Genomic DNA, 22,034 nt, shown 5'->3' with positions numbered 1-22,034 from the left:
GGAGGATCAAGACAGTTTCGTAAAACCGAAGTGCCTTTTCTACAAACCGCAGACCAAGACACTTCAGCACAAGAGTGCTCAGCTGCGCTGACGCACCGCTTCAAACAGGCATACACCGGTGGCGACAGAAACGTTCAGGCTGCTGACCTCTCCTGCCATAGGAATATTTACCAGGTGGTCGCAATTTTCCCGGGTGAGGCGACGCAGGCCGGGGCCTTCTGCGCCCATTACCAGAGCAATGGCGCCGGTAAGGGAGGACTGATAAATATTCTGCTCCGCCTCTCCCGCCGCGCCAAATATCCACACACCCGCCTGCTGCAACATCTGTAGCGTGCGCGCGAGATTCGTGACGGTGACAAACGGCAGAACTTCCGCCGCCCCGCAAGCCACCTTGCGTGCGGTTGGTGTAAGACCCGCCGCCTTGTCTTTGGGGGCAATCACCGCATGTACACCAGCGGCTTCCGCAGAGCGAATACAGGCGCCGAGGTTATGCGGATCGGTAATACCATCCAGAATCAGCAGGAACGGCGCCTCACTTTTGTCGTCCAGCTGTTGCAGCAGGGACTTCAGAAATTGCTCGTCGTAAATACGCGTCTGGCCCACGCAGACCGCAACTGCACCCTGGTGATTGCCATCGTCGCCAATTTTTTCATCCAGCGCTCGCCGATCCACGAAGCGAATACTGATTTCATTCTGCTCCGCCTGGCGGATAATTTTCTGCAGTTTCTGATCTTTGCGTCCGCGCAGCAGCAGAAGCTCCTGCACCTGCTGGGGGCTGCTCTTCAATAGCGCCTGCACCGCGTGCAGGCCGTATACCAATTGCTGTGCCACAGTCTATTTCTTCCCGCCCGGTTTTTTGGACATTTTCTTTTTCAGTTTTTTCTTGGCGGCCTTTTTCGCGATTTCCGCCTTGGACGCTTTGTGCGCAGCTTTGCGTGCGGCAACCGCGGGTCGTTTTCCGCCTTTTCGTGGCGGCGTTTTTTTCGGCCGGCGTTTCTTCGGCGGCTCGCCCTCGATTTCAGCGGCCTCCTCAGAAACCTCCGGGTCCTCGGGCAGCTCGATGGATGGCGGGACGATTTCCGTCTCGCTGCTACCCACCTTGCGCTTGCGGATCGGACGCGGCTCGTCCGGCGATTCCGACGGTGTTTTTTTCTTCAGCCCACCGCCCCAGGGGTTGGCTTTTTGCTCTTCCGAACTGAAATCCGATTTACCGCGGCGCTGGCGCTCCTGCTGGAACTCCACCGCCATCTCCATAGCGCGGCCGCTTACTTCAGTTGCGTCTTCCACGTTATCCGGCTCGGCGGTAACAGGGGTTTTCTTGGTTGCCTTCACTTTTTTCGCTTTCTCTCGCCCGCTATCCGCCTGAACGGCTTTGCTGTCCGACTTCGGCTTGCGGTATTTTGGGTTTTTGTAGCTGGGGCGCGGGTGTAGCTCCACAAAAGTGAAGTCAACCTTGCGCTCCTCCAGGTCGACCCGTGCCACCTGCACGGTGACGCCATCGCCCAGATGGAACCGGGTGCCGCTGCGCTCCCCGACGAGGCGCTGCTGCGCCTGTTCAAACTGGTAGTAATCCTTGGGCAGGGCAGTGACGTGAATCAGCCCTTCCACGTAGAGGTCGTCAAGCTCCACAAACAGGCCGAACCCGGTTACCGCGCTGATGACACCGCGGTAGACCTCGCCCACATGATCCTGCAGATATTCACACTTGAGCCAGCTGACCACATCGCGGGTAGCATCATCGGCGCGGCGCTCAGTCATGGAACAGTGTTCACCCAGCTCCACCATGGCCGCGGTGTTGTACGGCAGGATTTCTTCCCGCTCCAGCGCGTGTGCGCCCGGCGCCTGACGCACCCTATCCGCTACCGGTGCGGGGTTGGCACTGCCGCTGCGAATCAGCCAGCGCAGCCCGCGGTGCAACAGCAGATCCGGGTAACGGCGAATCGGTGAGGTAAAGTGGGCATAGGCCCGGTAATCGAGGCCGAAGTGCCCGCGGTTCTCCGGCTGGTAGACCGCCTGATTCATGGAGCGCAGTAGCATGGTCTGGATAATGTGGAAATCCGGGCGGCCGTCGACCTGTTGCAGCAGCGCCTGATAATCACTGGGCTGAGGCTCACTGCCACCTTCAAGGCGCAGCCCCAGCTCACCGAGGTATTCACGCAGTTTTTCCAGCCGCTCGGCCTTGGGAATATCGTGCACACGATACAGCGCCGGCAGTTCCGCCACTTCCATCAGTTCCGCTGCACAGACGTTGGCGGCAAGCATGCACTCTTCAATCATCTTGTGTGCATCGTTGCGCTGGACCGGCACTATGCGTTCGATCTTGCGCGCGGCATCAAACAGGATTCGTGTCTCGGTGGTTTCGAAATCGATGGCGCCGCGGCGATCGCGGGCGCCGCGCAAGGCGTTGTAAAGATCGTGCAGGTTGTCGACATGGGGTGTCAGCGCAGCGAATTGCTTGCGGATACCGCTGTCGCGATTGTCCCGCTCTTCCACAATCTCACCCACTTGGGTGTAGGTGAAACGGGCGTGGCTGCGCATTAGCCCTTCAAAAAACTGATAGCCAATAATACTGCCAGACTGGTCGATGCGCATTTCGCACACCATGCACAGTCGGTCGACTTCCGGGTTCAGGGAGCAGAGTCCATTGGAGAGTTTCTCCGGCAGCATGGGCACCACAAAATCCGGGAAATACACCGAGTTACCGCGCTGGTGCGCCTCCACATCCAGCGGTGTTCCCACTGCCACATAATGGGAGACGTCGGCAATGGCGACGAGTAATTTCCAGTTGCCATCGGGCAGCACTTCGCAGAATACCGCGTCGTCAAAATCCCGCGCGTCTTCACCATCGATTGTGACCAGCGGCAGTTGGCGCAGGTCGATGCGCGCCTTCTTGTCTTCTTCCAGCACCTCGTCGGCGATGCCATCCACCTGCGCCAGCACCGCGGCGGGCCAGGTATGGGGAATGGCGTAGTTGCGTATGGCAACGTCAATTTCCATACCCGGGGCGAGGTGATCGCCGAGAATCTCCGCCACTTCCCCGTGGGGCAGGGTATTGCGCCCCGGCTGGGCGGTGATATCGACCACCACATACTGGCCACTTTCGGCGTCGGCGCATTTGCCCTCGGGCACCATCACATCCAGGGTCAGGCGGGGGTTATCCGGACGCACGAAACAGATGCCGTCTTCCCGGAACAGACGCCCGGCAAGCTGGTGGGTGTTGTGCTTGATGACACGGACCACCGCGCCTTCGCGTTTACCGCGAAAACCACCGGTGGTCTCCCGCACCAACACCTCATCGCCGTCGAACACCTTGCGCATCTGGCGGTGAGAGAGGAACAGGTCGTCACTGCCGTCGCCGGGAGAGACGAAACCAAAACCGTCGCGGTGACCGATGACTCGGCCACGCACCAGGCTCATTTTATCCAGCACACCAAAATCACCGGCGCGATTGCTGGCAATCTGGCCGTCCCGGGACATGGCAATCAGACGCCGGCGAACGCCCTCGCGGCGATCTTCATCGTCGATGGACAAGAGGTCGGCAACCGCCTCCCAGGCCACAGGGCCCGCCTGCTGCTCGAGGATATCCAGCAGGAACTCGCGGCTGGGGACGGGCTTGTCGTATTTTTCCGCCTCGCGCTCCGCGTGGGGATCGGCAACCGGTCCAGCGCTGTCAGCGGAGGGGGAATTTGATTTGTCTTGATTCAAAACAGCTTCCATTGTTCTGCGATCGACCGCGCAGTCTGCGCAGCCCCGGTGTGCGCCCGGCGCAGTGGCATGAGTGGGTGCAACCAGAAGTGGCGAATGCCGGGAGCGGCCCACTAGCCACCCTGAATGTTGCACATTGCCGCGAGTATAAGCGATTTGAGCATAATTCCCGACCCGTTTTGTGGCTCCCGCCACCAAACTGACGACGCACTCCACTCAGGCCGAAGCGGCGATGGCGTAAAACGCGGCAAAAAGCGTTGACACCCATGGGCCAAATCAATATAGTGCGCGTCCTCAGCGGAGCACACCGCTGATTTGCCCAGGTGGCGGAATTGGTAGACGCGCTAGCTTCAGGTGCTAGTGGCCTTACGGTCGTGGAAGTTCAAGTCTTCTCCTGGGCACCATATCTGCATAAAAAAGGCCGACTCGGAAGAGTCGGCCTTTTTTATTTGCCTGTCCGGTATCAGGCCCGGTCTCGAAAGGTGAACTGGCGGAGGGGCCGCAACCGGCGCCCCTCCCACCTGCAGATTGCGCAACTACTCCCCGGCGGCGGGCGCCAGAGTCGCCTCCTGCTCTTCACTCTCTTCTTCCTCATCGTCTTCCGCGGACTGCAGCCCATTGGCGGTAAGGCGCATCTCCGGCGCGTTCATCGTGTTGATCCCGAGACTGTATGGCGTCACTTCGTCAAAGATACCCGGGTCCAGCTGGGCAATATCGTCCGCGGGGCGCTGCACCGCGGACTTCAGCCCCTGGGACGCCTGCGCACTGGTAATTGACTGAACGCCGTTACCCTCAGCATCAACCGTGGGGCGTTGACCACTGAAAATCGGGTGCACGAAGCTGAAAGCGACAATTTTCAGTGACTCGCTGATATCCACATACAGCGGGGCCGCCTGAGTACCAATATTCGTCCAGCCATTGTCGCCCGTTCCCAGAACAACACTACCGGCATTTATATGCAGCTCGCCGGCATCTCTCGCCGTAAGCCCACCACCTTCCAAGGTGTCCAGTTCAAGGTGGCCGCGTCCTACATCGATCTGACCGATGACCAGATCATCAATATCCGTGACCAAAGCCTCGATATCACCACCAGAGGTATAGATCGACAGCTCATCCAACCGGGACGTGATATCGAGATTCCCGGCCAGGGTGAGATGAGCATCGCGCGCATGCAGTTCACCGCCGATGGTGTCAGTGCTACGGCTGACCAGAACCAGATCGCCACTGGGATCATAGGCCAGCGTCATACCGGCACCGGCAAACTCGACCCCGGCCGAGCCTTGAGCCGCATTGCCGAAAAAGCTGAACGCCAGCCCGGTGCTGAGCTCAAGCCCGCCGGATGCATCTTCCAGCATTTCAAAGCCACTGAAATCAATTGTGCCGACACTGTTGGTGCCGTCGATATCATTATCAATCAACCAGCTCTGCCCGGCGGCCTCGACCAGTAACTGGTCCTCACCGCCACCGGCAGTCACGTCCAGGGATTGCCCGGCGGTGGCGACTACCAGACGGTCATTACCTGCACCGAGAGAGAGCTGTGAGAGCTGTGCCTGCTGAAGCTGAACGGTATCGTTACCCGCTCCGGTATCGAGGGATGTGAGCGCGGTACTGCCAAGCTCAAACTGGTCGGCGCCGCTGCCGGCCACGATGGCATCAAACCCGGAAAATCCGAGGCTGGACTGACCATCACTGACGCTCCCCTGATCGCCACCCAGGCTCCATTGCATATCGGCATCAATACCATAGAGCGTGTTGGCACCACTGCCCGCCACCAGCGTCTGCAGTCCCGAGAATTCAACACCACCCATAGTCAGGCTGCTGGGCCCACTCAGGTAGTAGTCGTTGACCGCAGCCGGGCCGGTGTAAAGCCCAGTGCCTTGAACGCGTTCCAGATTCTCAAACAGCACCGTGAGGCTGTCTACCGTGGCCTCAGCGCTGCCCGCCACCAGGCCACCGGCATCGGTCGCAGAGGTCCAGGAATCCACATCACCATTTACCGAATCATCGCCAGCACCGGCATCGACACTGGCCAGCCCGGTAAACTGCATGGCGGCCGCACGGATATCTCCACCGGCTTCCACCCGGAAGCTATCCGCACCGCTGGTACCTTCCAGGGTATCCTGACCACCACCACCGGATACCTGCTCTACACCGGAAAAGGCAATGCCCGCTGCGGCAAGGCTGTTATCTTCCCCGTTCAGTAAAAATGCATCGGCCTCCGTAGTGCCGATCACTTCCGCGGCCGCGCCTTCCACATTATCGATTCCAGAGAAGAGTACGCCTCCGGCCGCAACACGGTTTTCACTGCCCTGAAGTTGCCACTGCTCCGCACTGCTCACCACGGTATCGCCATTGCCGTCACCAGCCACAACCGAGGCTACCGAGGAAAACAGAATATCCAACACCGAGACTTCTGCGCCGGCACTGCTCAGCGCGAAGGTCTGGGGTGCGCTGGCCGCAGTGGTGTCGACACTGGCACCGGCCGTGGACACCTGCTCGATTGCACTGAACGTTACGCCGCTGACACTTGCAGTGCCCGCCGTACCATCCAGTGTCCAGACGAGACCCGCATCGGTGGCGACACTGTCGCTGCCCGCACCGGCGTCGACGCTGGTTACCCCTTCGAAACCGATTTCGTGCACCTGCAGCACACCGCTGTCTTGTAGGGTAAATACGCTACTACTCTCACCCGCCTGTAATGCACCGCCGCCGGCCGCCGTGGCAATACCGGCAAATTCGATACCGGCGTGAGTAAATGCGCCGTCGGCACTGCCAAGTAACCAGTCGAGGTCCAGCGCGCTTTCGACCCGGTCACTGCCACCACCACCGGAGACGTGGGAAAGCTCACTGAAAGTGATCCCGCCGGCCACCACGCCGTCGTCGCCAACGGTAAACAGGTCCGACGCACCGCTACCCTGCAGAGCAACGCTGATGGCCGATTCGAAACCGCGCACTTCAAGTTCGCCAGCAAGCAGCAGGCCGTCGGCTCCGGTCAGCTGCAGTCCACCGGCAAAGTCGCTGGCATCCAGCTGGTCGATCGCGTCAAGCGCACCGCTGCCGCCGTCGATGTAACGCATGCCCTCGGCGACGATATTGCCGACGCGCACGCTGCCGTCATCGTTGAGGGTAAAAATGTCCCCTTCGGCAGCGCCAATCAGCCCGGCATCGCCGACAACCAGTCGCTCAATGTTAATGAAATCGGCGCCCTGACTGCGGGCACTGTTGAGACCCGAAATGGTCCAGTCCTGACCTTCCAGGCCGATTACCGTATCGTTCCCCGCGAGGCCGTCTACTCGTGTCGACAAGGAAAATGCCCGGTCGTTGACAATAATCCGGTCAGAGTCAGTGATTGTGAATACGTCGTCGTCGGCGGAACCCTCAACCACTGCGACGGTGATCAAATCCGCGCCGCCAAAATTGATCCCCTGGAGCTGAAAGCCTTCAGCGGTCACATTGGAGGCAACACCATCTGATACCACCAAGTCCTCTTCTTCCGAGGCAACATCCTCCACCTGGGAAATAGTCAGCCCGGCCACCTCCAATGTGTTCTGGGCCGTCACAATAAATTCGTCCACTAGGCCTTCGCGACCAGCAAGTGCGGAGATGTCTGCGGAGGAAAAGCCGGAAAAGATGAGACTGTCGGCGCGCAGCTCCCCACCGGTTGAACCATTCAGGGAAACGCTGGAGCTATAGTCCATGGCGTCTAGAGAATCGGTGCCGCCACCACCCGTAACCGCATCCAACCCGGAGAACTGCATCGCACCAATACCGACAAGCTGCCCGATCTCATCGCTGCCGGTCAGGGTGAAGATTTCACTGTTTGTGGTACCGACAAGATTCCCGGCTTGTGCGGCCAGCTGGGTAAATCCGGTAAATTTAATATTGTCCGTGGAAGCCACGGTTGCGTCGGCCACATCGAGAGCCCAGTCACTGCCCGCGGCCGCGATTACGCTGGAATTATCGCTATTCGCAACAACCTCGCCGACACCGTTAAACAGCATTTCCAATACACTGACAGTGCCAGGCGCCGTGACCTGATAACTCTCCCCAGCCGTACTGCCATTGATCAACGCACTGGTTACACTGCTCACGCCTGAGAACGTCAGGCCACCGGTAGCGGCAGAGGCCACCTGACCATTTGTACCTGTCAGCCACACACCGTTGCTGTATCCCGACGCTTCCACAGTACCAGTCCCGCTGCCATCGACTGTAGACAGACCGGAGATCGTTGTAGTCCCCACTGAGACCTCGTTGAGGCCAAGCAGGTCAAACACCACAGTATTACCGTTGGCATCCAGACTCGCAGCCTGAACACCGGAAACATTAAAGAGGGTTCCACCAGTCGAGTCCGCCGATACCTGGCTACCAGTATTGTTGCGCAGATAGAGCGGCTCACTACCCAGCGCCATTGCGTCGAGCTGTGCCACGGTGATTACATCCAGGTTGGTAAAACCAATACCACTGCCGTCGGCGATGGTAGACACGCCGCCGTCGCCCAACAGGTATAGAGGAGTAGTAGCCAGCGATGTAGCATCCAGCGAACTGCTCCCGGTGCCACCATCGACACTTGTAATGCCATTGAAGCTGAGGCTTGTACCACCCACGGTGACAACCCCACCGGACAGGGTAAATACGGTACCGGAGTCTGCACCGGTTACTGCATTCGTGTTGATGGTTTCGATTTCTTCAAAGGTTGTACCGATAGCCGACACACTGCTCTCATCCTCGACCTTCACTCCGCTGGCAAGTCCGGTCGCATTAAGGATGTCCGTGCCATCACCGCCAATTACCGAGCTGAGGCCGCTGAACGCCAGCGCGCCTATTTCTACATCGCCATCGCTGTTGAGCGTAAATTCATCGCTGTTCGCAGTGCCGATAAGGTCTCCGGCTTGTGCGGCCAGCTGGGAAAATCCGGTAAATTGAATATTGTCTGTGGAAGCCGCTGTTGCGTCGGCCACATCGAGAGTCCAATCACTGCCCGCGGCCGCGGTTACGCTGGAGGTACCGCTATTGGCAACAACCTCGCCGACACCGTTCAACAGCATTTCCAATACACTGACAGTGCCGGGCGCGGTGACCTGATAAGCCTCGCCAGCTGTACTGCCATTGATCAATGCGCTGGTGACACTGTCCACACCTGAGAACGTCAGTCCACCAGTAGCGGCAGAGGCCACCTGACCGTTCGCACCCGTCAGCCACACGCCGCCGCTGTATCCCGACGCATCCACAACACCAGCCCCGTTGCCATCGACTTCAGACAGACCGGAGATGGTGGCGGACGCCACTGAAACCTGATCGAGATCGAGCAGATCGAACACGACCGCACCTACTTCATCGGTTGCCGAAACGGAGTCGGCCACAAAGGTGTCGATATTGCGGAATTGAAGATCACTACTGTCTGCGAAATAGCGGTCATCACCATCGGCACGTAAAAACAGTGCATCGATACCGCGGACGCTGTCGCTGCCGTTTCCACCATAGATCACATCGAGGCTGGAGAATGTCAGCCCATCGGCGACAATCGTATTTCCCTGGCCCACAAAGCTGGAGCCGGTATCAGCGGCGGTTACCGATGGTGCAGTGACATTGGTGATTTCCGTAAATGAAACGTTGGCCGCGCCTACCGCGCCGGATGCACCCGTTAGGCTGACACCGCCCGCGTAGCTTCCTGCATTCAGGGTATCCTGCCCGCCGTCACCAACTACGGCGCTCAGACCCTGGAAAGCAATGCCCTCGGCTACGACAGTACCGCTTTCATTCAAGGTGAAAATATCGTTATTACTGGTGCCCGTCAGCGTCGTATCGGTGGCATCAACGCTCCAATCACCATTAAAGGTAACCGAGCTACTGCTCTCCGTAGCACCACCAGTATCAGCCAGGGCCCAGCTATCCCCACCGGAAACTGTCGATCCATCTCCACCCGAAACGGAAACCAGATTCGTAAAGCTCGCTGCACTGCTATTCAGTGCGGCCACCCCGGCAACGCTGAACCCTACCGTGTTTCCGTTGGTATCCAGGTTCGCAGCCTGAACACCGGAAACATTGAAGAGGGTTCCACCAGTCGAATCCGCCGATACCTGACTGCCGGTACTGTTCCGCAGATAAAGTGGGGCACTACCCAGCGCCATGGCATCGAGTTGTGTCGCAGTGATTTCATTCAGGTTGGTAAAACCGATACCACTACCGTCGGCCATGGTAGACACGCCGCCGTCGCCCAATAGGTACAGAGGGGTAGCACCCAGCGATGTAGCGTCCAGCGAGCTGCTTCCGGTGCCACCATCAACACTCGTAATACCATTGAAGCTGAGGCTCGAATCACCCACGGTGACAACCCCACCGGACAGGGTAAATAGGGTACCGGAGTCTGCACCGGTTACGGCATTCGTGTTGATGGTTTCGATTTCTTCAAAGAGTGTACCGATAGCCGACACGCTGCTCTCACCCTCAACCTTTACCCCGCTGACAAGCCCGGTCGCATTGAGGATATCTGTGTCATTTCCGCCGTTTACCGAGCTGAGACCGCTGAACGTGAATGAGCCTGTTTCTACATCGCCATCGCCATTGAGGGTGAATGTATCAACACTTCCGGTGCCTGCGAGCTCAGCCCCGGTTACCGCTTCAACAAACCAGGTATCGCTGAACAGAATTGAGCTAGTGCTTTCGCGCACACCGCCACTCTCCAGAGCCCAGTTTGCACCGCCCGATATTTGCGCCCCGGTGCTACCCGTCACTTCTGACAATTGATCAAACTGGGTGCCGCCAGCCTCGACCTCAATTGCGTCAGCATCGCTGACTTCAAAGCTTACAGAAAAGCCGTTGCTATGCAGTACATCCACTGAAACCTGTTCAAGCTCGCTGAAAACCGTAACACCGGTATCTGCGGCCGCAGTCGTCGATACACTGGTTCCCGTTACATTGCGCAGATATAGGGTGCTGTCCGCCAAGGATGTCGCATCGAGGTGATCGACCTCGATGCTGGAAAAACTGGAAAACTCGACTCCACTGCTGTTCGACGTCGTCGAAACGGTGCCGGCTGAATCTGTGAGGTAGAGCGCTGTGCTCAAGGCCGAGGCATCCAGCGTGCTACCCGCACCTCCATTCACTTCACCGAGGTTACTGAATACGAGTCCAGTGCCACTAAAGCCCACGTCATTACCTATCAGGGTGAAATTGCTGTCGCTGCCAGAGTCCTCCAAAGTTGCGTTATTTGCTGTAGTGATTGCCCAGCTGCCTTCCAGCTGAATACCACTCACATCTTCTGATACGGCGCTACCTGTATCGATTGTCCAGTTACGCCCTCCGCTGACCAATGCGCCACTGGTACCAACCAGGGTATCCACCTCAGCAAAGTCGACGTCGGAGCTCTCAACCTCACCAGCTGCTGTTCCCAGCGTAAGATCAACCGAACGGTCATTGGTGTTAAGCACCTGAGCAGCAACACGGCTCAGGCCAGTGAACTGAGTGCCGCCATTTGCAGCGGTGGATAGACTGCTCCCGGAGGCATTTCGGAAAAACAGTGCGTTTTCACCAATTTCTGACGCATCCAGCGAAGCAACTTGCACTTCACCAAATCCGGAGAAGTCGACTCCCTGGCCTGAAGTCGCGATCGTGGAAACAGTGCCATCGGTACGCATCAGGAAGAGAGGCGCACTTCCTAAATCCGCCGCATTCAATACGCTACTACCGGATCCCGCTACAGAGGAAAACCCCTGGAACGCAAGATCCGAACCGACAATCGAAAAGTCTTCCGCACTCGCCAGGTTAAACGTGAGCCCGGAGCTGAAATCGGTCAACTGGACACCAGTTTCACCTTGAACAAGCCAGTCACCGGAGAACTGGGTTGCGCTGGTCACCTCCGTAACACTGGTACCCGAAGTCAATTCCCAGCCATCACCGCCGGACACCGTCGCGCCCTCGCTCCCAACAAACTCGGACACCCCAATAAATGAAACGGTATCGGTAGATAACTCACCGCTTACGAACTCCAACGTCACTTCATTACTATTCGCATCAAGATTTTCTGCAGTAATCGAGGTCAGTCCAGAAAACAGGATTCCGTCGGCGCTATCGGCAGTAGTAGAAGCACTCGTACCCGCGTCATTTTGCAGGAAAATTGTTGGGCCAGCTGGACCGGAAACCTCAAGGCTATCCGCACCATCCCCGCCGGCAACGGAAGTCACCCCAATAAACGTCAAGTCAGATCCAGCTACTACATTGCCGTCACTGTTGAGTGTAAATACATCCGAACCAGTAGTTCCGGTCAGTTCGGCCCCAGTCGCCATGATCTCCCAGGCCCCAGTGAGCGCAACCTCGCTAACCGTTTCCTGTACACCATCGCTCCCATCCAGTGTCCAGTTGCCGCCGCCTTCAACAGTCGCCGCCGCACTGCCAACCAGTTTCGATACACCACTGAATGCAACAACATCGGACGATGTTACCTCGCCCAGCGCTCCGCCAAGGGTAAGGTCGACAGCATGGCCGTTGCTATTGAGTGAAGCGGCTGAGACAGATGTCAAACCGATAAACAGGGTTCCACCTTCACTCGCTGTTGCAAGGTTCGCCCCCGAAACATCACGAAAGTAGAGCTCTGCGTCTCCAATATCGCTCGCATCAAGACTGGAAACTTCAACACGAGAAACCCCACTGAATTCAATGCCATCTTCCGGGATTTCCGCTGTACCAACGGTACCGCTGGTATCCCGCAAATAGAGGCTCTGATCATCCAGCGCTGCTGCATCCAGTGAAACATTTTCGGCGTCGCTTGCATCGATCTTGGTGACGTTGGTAAGTTGATAGCGTTCCAACCCTGTCACTGATACGGTTTCTACACCGGTATCTGCATCAATGCTCAACGTAAATTCAGTATCATCTTCTACATCAGATATACCGGCTGTGTTAGTTTGCACAGCCTCGATATTGCTGAGAGCTATTCCATCCTGCTCATCACTTGCGAGATCTGCTAACGAGAGAACGACATCAGATTCAACGATCAGCGTGTCGCCATCATCTCCATGACCGCCACCATCCAGTGTTCCCATGCCGGTGAAGTCAATACCATTGCTTCGCGCGCCTCCGCTACCGATCAGCGTGAATTGATCGTCATTTTCGGTACCCACTAGCGTATCTGCAGCATCCGCAACAACAGCCTCGACACCGGTGAGGGTGCCGGTCAAAGTGCCATCGTTGAATGACACGTTTTCACTGTCCGTTGCTGTCAACTCAAGCTGGCCATTGAGACGATCAAGCGCCACGCTGTCTGTACCGGCACCGCCCGTGACCTCAAACTCACCAGTAAACGAAAGATTCCCCACATCGCTTGTGGAATCAGAACCGTTTGCACCGACCTGCAGGGAAAAGTCCTCAACGGCGATAGTTCCACTATTGTCAAAACCTGTTTCCGCCGTCACCTCCAGTGCCAGCTGGGAGCCTGTTTCGCCAACGGCGACCGCAATATTTCCGGAGTTTTCTACTCGGCCTGCAGAGCTGGTCAAGCGAATAACACCGCCGGAGGTATCAATTCCCCTCGCCTCGATAGAGCCTTGATTGTTTACGGCCGTTGCGGTGATGGCATCGGCGGCGTCGGCTGTCATCAATACCGTAGCGCCTGCAACCACAGAACCGGCACCATTAACGATCAACTCATCCGCAAGCGATGCCGAAGTGACCTGTACACCGTATAAACCGGAGGTTCCCAGGCTGAGCGTCACCGCATCGGCTGCCACCATATCGATGGTCGCTGACTGGATCCGTGCATTAGTTGTCGCTCCATCCAGAGTCAGGTTCTGAATGCTGCGACCTATCAAGGTCACACCACTATCGGCAGTAATCACTCCCTGATTCTGAATAGTGCCGGGGGCAAAGTAGTGGTCACCCTCTGCGGTTTGCGCGGTATCATCAAAATCAAACGCAAACTCACCGTCGCGCGCGGTAATGTCCCCCTTCAGTGCAGAAACCGTCAGCGCACCGACATCCACGGACGCACCCTCGGTAAACAGCACGCCGCGGGGATTGATCAACACCACGTGGCCCGTGGAAGTCAGCTGCCCAGAAATGGTTGATCCTGCATTAAGAACATTATTAACTACGATACCGCTCTCAGGATTCGTGATATCAAATGCGAAATCCACGGCCTCATCACTGAGAATATTGAAATCTTCCCAGCGAATTTCCGCAAAATCACCTGAAATACTGATATTGGTGGTTGTTACACCATCTATAAGCTGGTCGTCTGCAATCGTCACATTCCCGGAATCACTATCTACAGTACCCGGAGCACCAAAGGCAAACGGTGTAATGAATGCCCCACACCAGGTAATGTGCGCTAACGTGATGGCTTTGGCGATTTTTTGCTTTTTCATGTTCATCATGATGATCGTATCCAGCGGGCCGCGGTGACCCTATCCTTGGTGTCTGGTTCAGTTCAGTACAGGAAGTAAGTGAAATCTGCGTAGACGGTGGGTGCGTCGGCATCGTCGCCGGTACCGTCGATGGAGGAGATGGACATGGTAGGCCAGGCTACGGATACCTGCCCGGACCAGCTCTCCTTCCAGTTCAGCTTGAACAGTAAACCCGCACCGGAAAGCGCCGCCCAGTCGTTGGGTATCACCTCGCCATCGCCGAAAATATCCCGCTCGTAGTTATTCACCACCCCGTATCCGGCATCGGCAATCACTGCCATCTGCAAGATATCGCTCAGGCGACCATCGAATACTGTTGGATTCAGGATTGACGGCATATCCGGGTACCATTCCGCCGACACGACCGCTGCCTGGTCGGCAGAAAAGTCCCGCACGTCAAATGCGCGTACGCCATTGGCACCGCCAAGGGAAAACTGCTCAAAAGAAGGCAGTGCACTTTCGCTGTACTGGGAGCGTGTCTTGATAATCAGGCGAGATTTATTATCGGTTAATAAAGACGGAATAAATAATAGCGAGCTGGTATCGGCAGCGAATTTGTAAAATTCAGTATCCCGCTCAAGGTCGACCTCATTGTTGAAATCGCCGTACTGGAAGCGGGTATTGACGACATTGAGCATGGGGATCACGCCATCCGACAATCGGTCCAGATACAGGCCCATCTGGACCCCACTGACGTCATCACCGGAGTCGGGCAAAGAGATTCTTGCTTCGATCTCAGAGGCTTTCTGGGTAACACCGAAAGTTCCGGAGACATTGAATTCTCGCGAGCGGATAAATTTGTGGTCCGCAGAGATCCCGTAGCTTTCATTGGTGCCGTGAATATCCAGCCCGTTGATCGCACTATTCTCATCGCTCGAATCGTGCAGGCTGAACTTGTTGTAATCGGCTGTAAACTGGAGGCGGGTACGTGCACCGAATATCGGCAGGCTGTAGCGGAATTGCCCGAGGTCGGCCCCCAGATCGCCACCAAGACTCTTGCCATCGGTGGATTTTAGGTAGGCAAGTGTCAGCTCATCGCCAATACCCAGAGGGTTCCCCCAATCGAAGGAGGTATACATGCGCTGGTCACCGGTAAAGGTAGAGCCGTGGTTATCGTAACGACTGACAATCTGCCAACTGCTGGCATCGCGCACTTTGAGGTTGAGGCGTGTTTCTCCGGGATTGTCACCCGGGCTGAAATAACCATTGATATTCAGGCTCGGCAGGTCGTTGAGAAGGTAGAGTGACTCCTCTACATCCTCATGGTTGACCAGCTCACCCAGCTGACTCTGAAACGGCTGGGAAAGGCGACTCTCGGAATAGCGCTCATTTCCGGTCACCGAGATCTGCCCAAGAATCCCTTCGCGCACAGAAAATGTCACAATTCCGTCCTGTACTTCCTGCGCTGGAATCTGTACCTGCGCAAGAAACAGGCCCTGCTCGCGGTAAAAACGCGTCAATTCTGCCGCGATTTCCTCGAGATCAGCGTAGGTCAAGCCGCGCTCAGCGTTCTGGCGCTCCACGGTAGTGACCAGCCGGCGCAACTGCTGGGGCCCCAGGCCTTCACTGCCATAACGTGCACCCATATTGTCCAGCAGGAGAGCCAGCTCTTTCAGGTTTTCCTGGGTAAAACCCGCGGCGACGATTTCGTCTTCCCGCATGAACTTTACCCGCAGGGATTCCGCCAATTCTTCGAGTGCGTCTTTAGTAATACCGAATTCGGGGTATTCTTCGAGCCGGTGGAAGCGGATCTTTTTGACCGTGATACGTGGACCCAGCTCGCGGCTGGAGAATTCGGGAATATCCGTATCCAGGTTAGGATCGCGCGCCTCTTCCATGCGCTTGCGATACTCTTCGCTGACATCCTGGTCTACCGGTACATCCTGCTCAAACGCGGCGTGCACGCGGTTGCGGAAATTGGATCCGCTGTCTTGAGCTACCGCTGTCAATGACAACAGAAAAAGGCAGAGCCCACTTCCCAGTGGGTATCGCTTGTATTGCGACAACATTGGCTAATTCCCTATAACAATTCAAAGCGCCGCTGGCGGCGGCGCAGCTCCGTAATCCGGCAATGGATCAGATAAATGTTTCTTTCAGCCTCAGAAAGCGGGGCTAACGGCTGAGGTCACGCACAACGCGGAAGCCGGTTACATCGTCCGGTGCGCCACTGTGGAAAATTTTGGAGGTAACCAGACAGCGACTCATGGGGTCCAACCGGCTGCCACCCGCCGCAATCAGTCGGCCATCGGCGCCCCACACCCACTCGCGAACGTTACCGACCGTATTCAACAAACCGAACGGGTTGCCAGTACCGGCTTTCACCGCCACCAGTTCGCTGCCTTTGTTAATACCGCCATAGGTGAGGAAGCAGTTTCTATCCGCCACTTCACCACGGCCATCAGCACTGGATGCAGCAAACCATTCGCGCTCTGTCGGCAACCGGTACTCCCGGCCTGTCTGCTGGCTAAGCCAGGCCAGATATTTTTCCGCTTGCGCAAGACTGATATTTCGAATGGGGAGCTCAGGTCGGGCAACAGAACCTGCAGTGCAGTCACCGGCCGCCGCGCAGTACTTATGGAAGTCCGCGGTGCTCACTTCATATTTACTAACCGCATACGGCCGCCCACCTTCACCGTTGACGACCACCATCTCAGGTCCTTCTCCACCAGAAACAAGTGGGTCCGCACAACTGTAACGATCACCGCGACCGCCGCTGCCAGGACTCAGGTGCCCACAGTAGTCGAGATCAAATTCCTGCAGCACTTCCTGCGCAGGAAGTAGCGCTCTGGAATCCGACAACAGCGGGGAGGTGCGGGAGGGGCTTCTTGCAGCGAGATGTTTGAGGCACACACCCAGCTCTTCAGCCACCACAGGGCGGATCTGAACACCCTTCACCTGGTCAATTGCCGCCAACTGCCGAAGTGGCGCCCCAACACCAACAGGAATATCCATGGCGAAACGGCAGCGCAGTGCCGTTTCCAGGTCATCCACCACTGCATCAATTCTCTGCTGCTTCTCCAGTGCCGCCTGGCGCTGAAGGGCCTGAGCCTCCTGTATGCGCAGACGTTCGGCTTCGCGTTCTGCGGCAAGCCGCTCGGCTTCGAGGCGCTGCCTAAGCTCTTCTCGCTCCTCTTGAAGCGCAGACTCGACTTCCTGAGCTGCGCTGCCGGAGTAATTCCAATCCGCAGCTCGCTCGAGCATCCGGTCTGCCTCGTCCAGATTCCCAAGCGTCAACTGCCCTGTCGCCGCAGAGACAAAGAGCTCGGAAACCCGCTGAATGACACCCTCCGGATATCCGCCATCCGATGGGTTCAGACCAATATATTCATCAATCTCCAAGCGCAGATCCCGCTCCCAGCCGGGAGTAAGCACACTGAGCTCTACCAGCCGATCGATTGCCTCGCGTTTGTCGGAAATCCGGCTTTCAAGCAGCTCAACCTCGTGCTTTTGCTCCAGCTGCACCCGCACGCGTTTCTGTTCTGCGGTATTTTCGCGCTCAAGATAGGTATAACCAGTAACGCCAGCGACCACGGTGGCGACACACAAACTTCCAAAAATCCATTTCCAGCGGTTACTACCGAAGAACTTGTGGGTGAATTCGTCGACGGTGTCCGGGCGATCTTTGCGACGGAAGGCAAGCGCGGCCTCCAGGGCTCGCCACTGACGGCGACTAAGCCCACGAATACGTGCCGGCTTGAGCTTTTTCTCCAGCGCTTTATCGGCCGGCACACGGTTATAGGGGTGACGGCCGCTAAACAGCTCGTAGGCCACGCAACCCAGAGCAAACACATCATCGCCGGGCTGCGGTTCACCACCTTTCAACATCTCGAGGCTAGCGTACGCAGGAGTCAATGCACCGAGGGTGCCTGCATCGAATACCGTTTTCTCGCCGGCTTTACTGGCAATACCACCTTCAGATACCGCGCGAGCAATACCAAAGTCGATGACCTTGGCACCTTTCTTGGCAGTAATGAAAATGTTTCCGGGTTTGAAGTCGGAATGGACAATCCGGTGGGAGTGGGCGTAGATCAGTGCCTGGGAGACATCGCGGAGAATGGACTCAGCACGCTCCCGCTCAAAGCCGGTACCTGCGCGCTCACGCAAAAGCTTATCCAGAGGTGCCCCCTCCAGATACTCCATGGTCATAAAGACCCGGTCACCCTCCCGGTCAAAGTCATAAACCGTAACGATGTTCGGGTGAGCCAGCGTCTGGGACTTCCGCGCCTCACGTTGCAGTGAGATGAATGCGTCCGGGTGTTTCTGGAAGTCTTCGTTCAGCAGCTTGATCGCAACATACGGATCGCTGTCGCTGGCTTCGAGTTTGCGCCGGTCAAGTGCCTTGTAGACAGCGCCCATACCACCGACACCTAGCAACTTGTCGAGTTCGAAGCGTCCCTTGATGACGGTTTTGGTTACCGCACCCTCGCGAGAAGTGGAAGGTTCGAAGTGCACCGCCCCTCTCGGCTGAGGCAATCCAGCAGAGCGGCTGCCAGAACTATTCGAAGAATCGACAATCACCGTAGCGTCCGCGCGCTCGGGACCAGCCGCAGGCCGCCCCGGTTTTGATGGCACCAGTCCGGGATTGCTTCCTATCGGCGGATGATCATTTGCTCCGGTATTCTCATTGCCGACGAATACTGTCACATCTGCGTCATCGCATGCAGACAGGTTTTCCGCAGCTCGTTTAACTATGCGGGTCTTGTCATTCACAACCATCTCCCTGGTGTAAATTGGACGGCAGTTCCACTCGCCGACTTGGCATTTCACTTCGTCAACGCGTACCGGATACTTTCGAGCACAGATATATGGCCACCAATACCCGATATACACATACCCGGGTACCGGTAACACGTTTAGTTTACAGGCACGGGAACAACTCGCTGGCGCAAGCCTGAAGGTCGCGCAGTATATCGAAGGCAGGTTGCCCCAACAATTAATTGGAGCCTATATCGCGCACTTTCCTGATTACACTTTCTTACATATGACTGAACAGAAGTTTATTTCTGCACCTAATTAACACGACTGTACCAATACGCGGCGGACGACCCAGTGAGTTGGAACGATAGTGCAACTTTAGCGCGCGTGCATCTCACGATATTTTGCGTAGAGAGATCGATAATTAATTGAATTTTATTCGTGCCAGAGTCAATTTTCGGAAGTAACGCTATCCAACACCATTCCAGAAAACTCTCGAATAATTGGTGCCAGAGTCAATTTAATAATTGATTTTAGAGGTTTTTTTTTCGTAAGTGCTCTGCTTAAATCCATCTCGCCTGCCGAAAACGGCACCCTGAATATCTGCAACGGCAGAGCGTCAGGGAACTCCACCATAGACTCCATACCATATTGAGGGATTAACGATGGCTATTTACATGAACTTCAACAGCAAAACCCCAGCGGGCAACGTAACCGCAAAGGGCTACGAAGACTGGATTGAAGTAGACAGCTTCAGCTTCGGCGTTGGCCGTGGTATTTCCATGGAAGCTGGCGCTGTTGCCAACCGTGAAGCAACTCGCCCAAGCCTGAGCGAAGTAACCGTAAGCAAGCGCATCGACGCAGCTTCCGGCGGCCTGTTCAAATCCTCCGTAACCGGTGACGAAGGCGTTAAGGTTGAGATTCACGTTGTTCAAACTGGTGCAAACTCCGTAGAAAAATTTGCGGTATACACCCTGGAAGACGTGCTGATCTCCTCGTACAGCATTTCCGCTTCTGCCGGTGGCGCGCCAGCCGAATCCATCTCCCTGAGCTTCGCCAAAATCGAAGCGGACCTGAACCACGCTGACAAGACCAACAAAAACCCGAAAAACATGCGTGTTGGCTACGACCTCACTACTGCCTCCCCGCTGTAATCTGGTTTACTTGCGTCAAGCCGGGCTCCACAGCACAGGTCTGTCGGGTCCGGCTTTTGTCGTTTTGCATAGCGTACAATCTGCAGCTGCTTCTCAGCGCAGGCGTCAACCGGCAAACACGACCTCAAAATTAATGGATTTATCGTATTGACACGGACCAGGGGCTGACATGTCTGCACTCAACCAGGATAAACGCATGATCCGGACGAAATGTCCGATTGGAAAAGATACGTTTATTGCTACCGCCATATCCGGCGAAGAGCACATCTCAAGCACTTATCGCTATCAATTGCGCCTTCTGTCCGATAATCACGAGATTACTCAGGACGCCATCGTTGGCAAAATTTTTACCGCCAGCATTCACCACGGTGAATCCGAAAAATTCATTAACGGATATATCACCCACTTCTCACTTCTCGATGTGAATGCCGAAGGTTTGCGCGAATACTCCGCAGTCATTCAACCGGGATTCTGGTTTACCCGCCTGAGCGGTAAAAATCGCATTTTCGAGAAAAAGTCGGCGCGGGATATCATCAAGGAAGTCCTGGGCGAACACGCCAGTGTCGTCACCTTCAGTGACAAGCTCAACGGCGAATACCTTACCCGAGAATATTGTGTTCAGTTCAACGAGAGTGACTTTCAGTTTGTCTCTCGCCTGATGGCTGAAGAGGGGATCGCCTACTACTTCGTCCAGTCCGACGGCAAGCACGAGATGGTACTGTGCGACGATCACAAGAATTTCTACGACTGCAGTGCAGGAAAGATCGAATACGATGGTGGTGGCAGCCAGCCCTCCAAACACTCCGTACACAGCTGGCAACGCAGCTTTAACTATCATGGCGGTGGCTTTGAATTCAAAGACTACAATGAATTCACCCCTGACAAAGACAACCTGCAGAATGTCACCACTACCAGCAAACTAAACAGTGTTCAGAGCTATATTCAAAGTCTGTACGGCCTGAATCATTTTGAAGACAAGGGTGACGGAACCCACGCGTTCAAAGACAGCTACCACAAAGCACTGACCGAACGTGCGATGGAATCCCAGGAAGGTGGCTTCGATGTGGCAAATGGTTCCAGCGATTGCGGCGAACTCAGCGCCGGCGCCCGATTTGAACTTTTGCATACGCTCAAATCAGAAAAGGGGAAGTACCTGTTGACTTCGGTCCGCCTGACGGCAACTGACAGTAACAGCGACGACTCCCAATTCCGCAACACCTTCAAATGCATCCCCGAAAATGTGATGCCGCGACCGGACCCGTTTGTCGCGACCCAGAAAATCCACTCACCCCAGGTTGCCCAGGTAGTCAATGTCAAGGCGACCGAGTCCTCCGGCTCCGAAGACAAGTACACTCAACTCAAAGTGAAGTTTCCCTGGAATTCCAAGCAGAACAGCTGCTGGATCCGGGTGATGCAGTCCTTTTCCGGGAAAAACTGGGGTGCCAACTTTGTTCCCAGAATCGGGCAGGAGGTGGTCATCAACTATATCAATGGCGACCCCGACAGGCCCCTGGTAACAGGCGCCGTTTTCAACAGCGACAACCCGGGCCCCCAATATACGTCTACCCAAAGCGGCTGGAAGACTCAAATAAAAGACAGCAAGTTCAACGAGCTCCGCTTTGATGATAAAAAGGGGAGTGAAGAGGTCTACATGGAAGCAGGAAAGGATCACAACTTCCTGATTCATAACGACCAGTCCGGGAAAATCGACAACAACCAGACCCTGGAAGTCAAAAAGAACCGGACCATTACCATTGCCGAGGGCGACGAGAGCATCACCCTGAGCAAAGGCAACCAGACCACCAAAATCAAGGGCAATCACTCGGTAACCCTGGACTCCGGAAATCAGGAGCTCAAGGTGAAGACCGGCACGCAGACCATCGACGTCATGGGTGCAATTAAAATCACCTCGAAAACATCGATTGACCTCAAGGTTGGCGGGAACAGTATTTCCATCAAACCTTCCGGGATAGAGATCAAAGGGGTAATGCTGTCCTGCAAGGGAGATGCAACCGCGGAAGTAAAAGCCGGAGGTATGCTGACTCTCAATGGTGGCATAACCAAGATCAACTGATGGATTGAG

Annotated in this window: 7 protein-coding genes and 1 tRNA gene; 3 read left to right on the top strand and 5 right to left on the bottom strand. The window is 56.0% G+C overall.

Annotated elements, in window-relative coordinates; all coding sequences use genetic code 11:
• Window positions 1–78: 78 nt before the first annotated feature.
• Window positions 79–831 carry a 23S rRNA (guanosine(2251)-2'-O)-methyltransferase RlmB gene (rlmB, locus tag Q1A74_RS08170; protein ID WP_299594520.1) on the bottom strand — a complete coding sequence of 251 codons (753 nt, stop codon included), beginning with the start codon at window positions 829–831 and terminating at the stop codon, window positions 79–81.
• A gap of 3 nt (window positions 832–834) precedes the next feature.
• A complete protein-coding gene (gene rnr / locus Q1A74_RS08165) occupies window positions 835–3,705 on the bottom strand; it encodes a ribonuclease R (protein ID WP_367275368.1) in 2,871 nt (956 codons plus the stop codon).
• Window positions 3,706–4,022: 317 nt separating this feature from the next.
• On the opposite strand from rnr, the gene Q1A74_RS08160 reads away from it, so the two are divergent.
• A tRNA-Leu gene (locus Q1A74_RS08160) sits at window positions 4,023–4,109 on the top strand.
• Between the two features lie 132 nt (window positions 4,110–4,241).
• Here the strand turns inward: Q1A74_RS08160 and Q1A74_RS08155 are convergent.
• The 3 genes from Q1A74_RS08155 to Q1A74_RS08145 all read right to left on the bottom strand — a co-directional run bounded on the left by Q1A74_RS08155 (window position 4,242) and on the right by Q1A74_RS08145 (window position 18,812).
• Window positions 4,242–14,063 (bottom strand): filamentous hemagglutinin N-terminal domain-containing protein, encoded by a 9,822-nt coding sequence (locus tag Q1A74_RS08155; RefSeq protein ID WP_299594516.1) that lies wholly within the window; start codon window positions 14,061–14,063, stop codon window positions 4,242–4,244.
• 62 nt (window positions 14,064–14,125) lie between these two features.
• The gene (locus tag Q1A74_RS08150) at window positions 14,126–16,111 is read right to left on the bottom strand and encodes a ShlB/FhaC/HecB family hemolysin secretion/activation protein (protein WP_299594513.1); all 1,986 of its coding nucleotides are present in this window, start codon (window positions 16,109–16,111) and stop codon (window positions 14,126–14,128) included.
• Window positions 16,112–16,214: 103 nt separating this feature from the next.
• Window positions 16,215–18,812, bottom strand: coding sequence for a protein kinase (locus tag Q1A74_RS08145; RefSeq protein ID WP_299594511.1), 2,598 nt, complete (start codon window positions 18,810–18,812; stop codon window positions 16,215–16,217).
• A 650-nt stretch (window positions 18,813–19,462) separates the two neighbouring features.
• Here Q1A74_RS08145 and Q1A74_RS08140 point away from each other — a divergent pair.
• Together Q1A74_RS08140 and Q1A74_RS08135 are read left to right on the top strand one after the other, a co-directional pair.
• The gene (locus tag Q1A74_RS08140) at window positions 19,463–19,951 is read left to right on the top strand and encodes a type VI secretion system tube protein Hcp (RefSeq protein WP_299594509.1); all 489 of its coding nucleotides are present in this window, start codon (window positions 19,463–19,465) and stop codon (window positions 19,949–19,951) included.
• Window positions 19,952–20,120: 169 nt separating this feature from the next.
• On the top strand, window positions 20,121–22,025 hold the full coding sequence (locus Q1A74_RS08135; RefSeq protein ID WP_299594507.1) for a type VI secretion system Vgr family protein: 1,905 nt from the start codon (window positions 20,121–20,123) through the stop codon (window positions 22,023–22,025).
• Window positions 22,026–22,034 lie beyond the last annotated feature (9 nt).

This window comes from uncultured Microbulbifer sp. (genome assembly GCF_947504145.1).
Lineage (GTDB): Bacteria > Pseudomonadota > Gammaproteobacteria > Pseudomonadales > Cellvibrionaceae > Microbulbifer.
This window is presented reverse-complemented; position numbering and strand designations above follow the sequence as displayed.

Coding starts and splice junctions, on each gene's coding strand:
- Q1A74_RS08155 (WP_299594516.1), bottom strand. CDS start 14,063: ATGAAAAAGCAAAAAATCGCCAAAGCCATCACGTTAGCGCACATTACC.
- Q1A74_RS08150 (WP_299594513.1), bottom strand. CDS start 16,111: ATGTTGTCGCAATACAAGCGATACCCACTGGGAAGTGGGCTCTGCCTT.
- Q1A74_RS08135 (WP_299594507.1), top strand. CDS start 20,121: ATGTCTGCACTCAACCAGGATAAACGCATGATCCGGACGAAATGTCCG.
- Q1A74_RS08140 (WP_299594509.1), top strand. CDS start 19,463: ATGGCTATTTACATGAACTTCAACAGCAAAACCCCAGCGGGCAACGTA.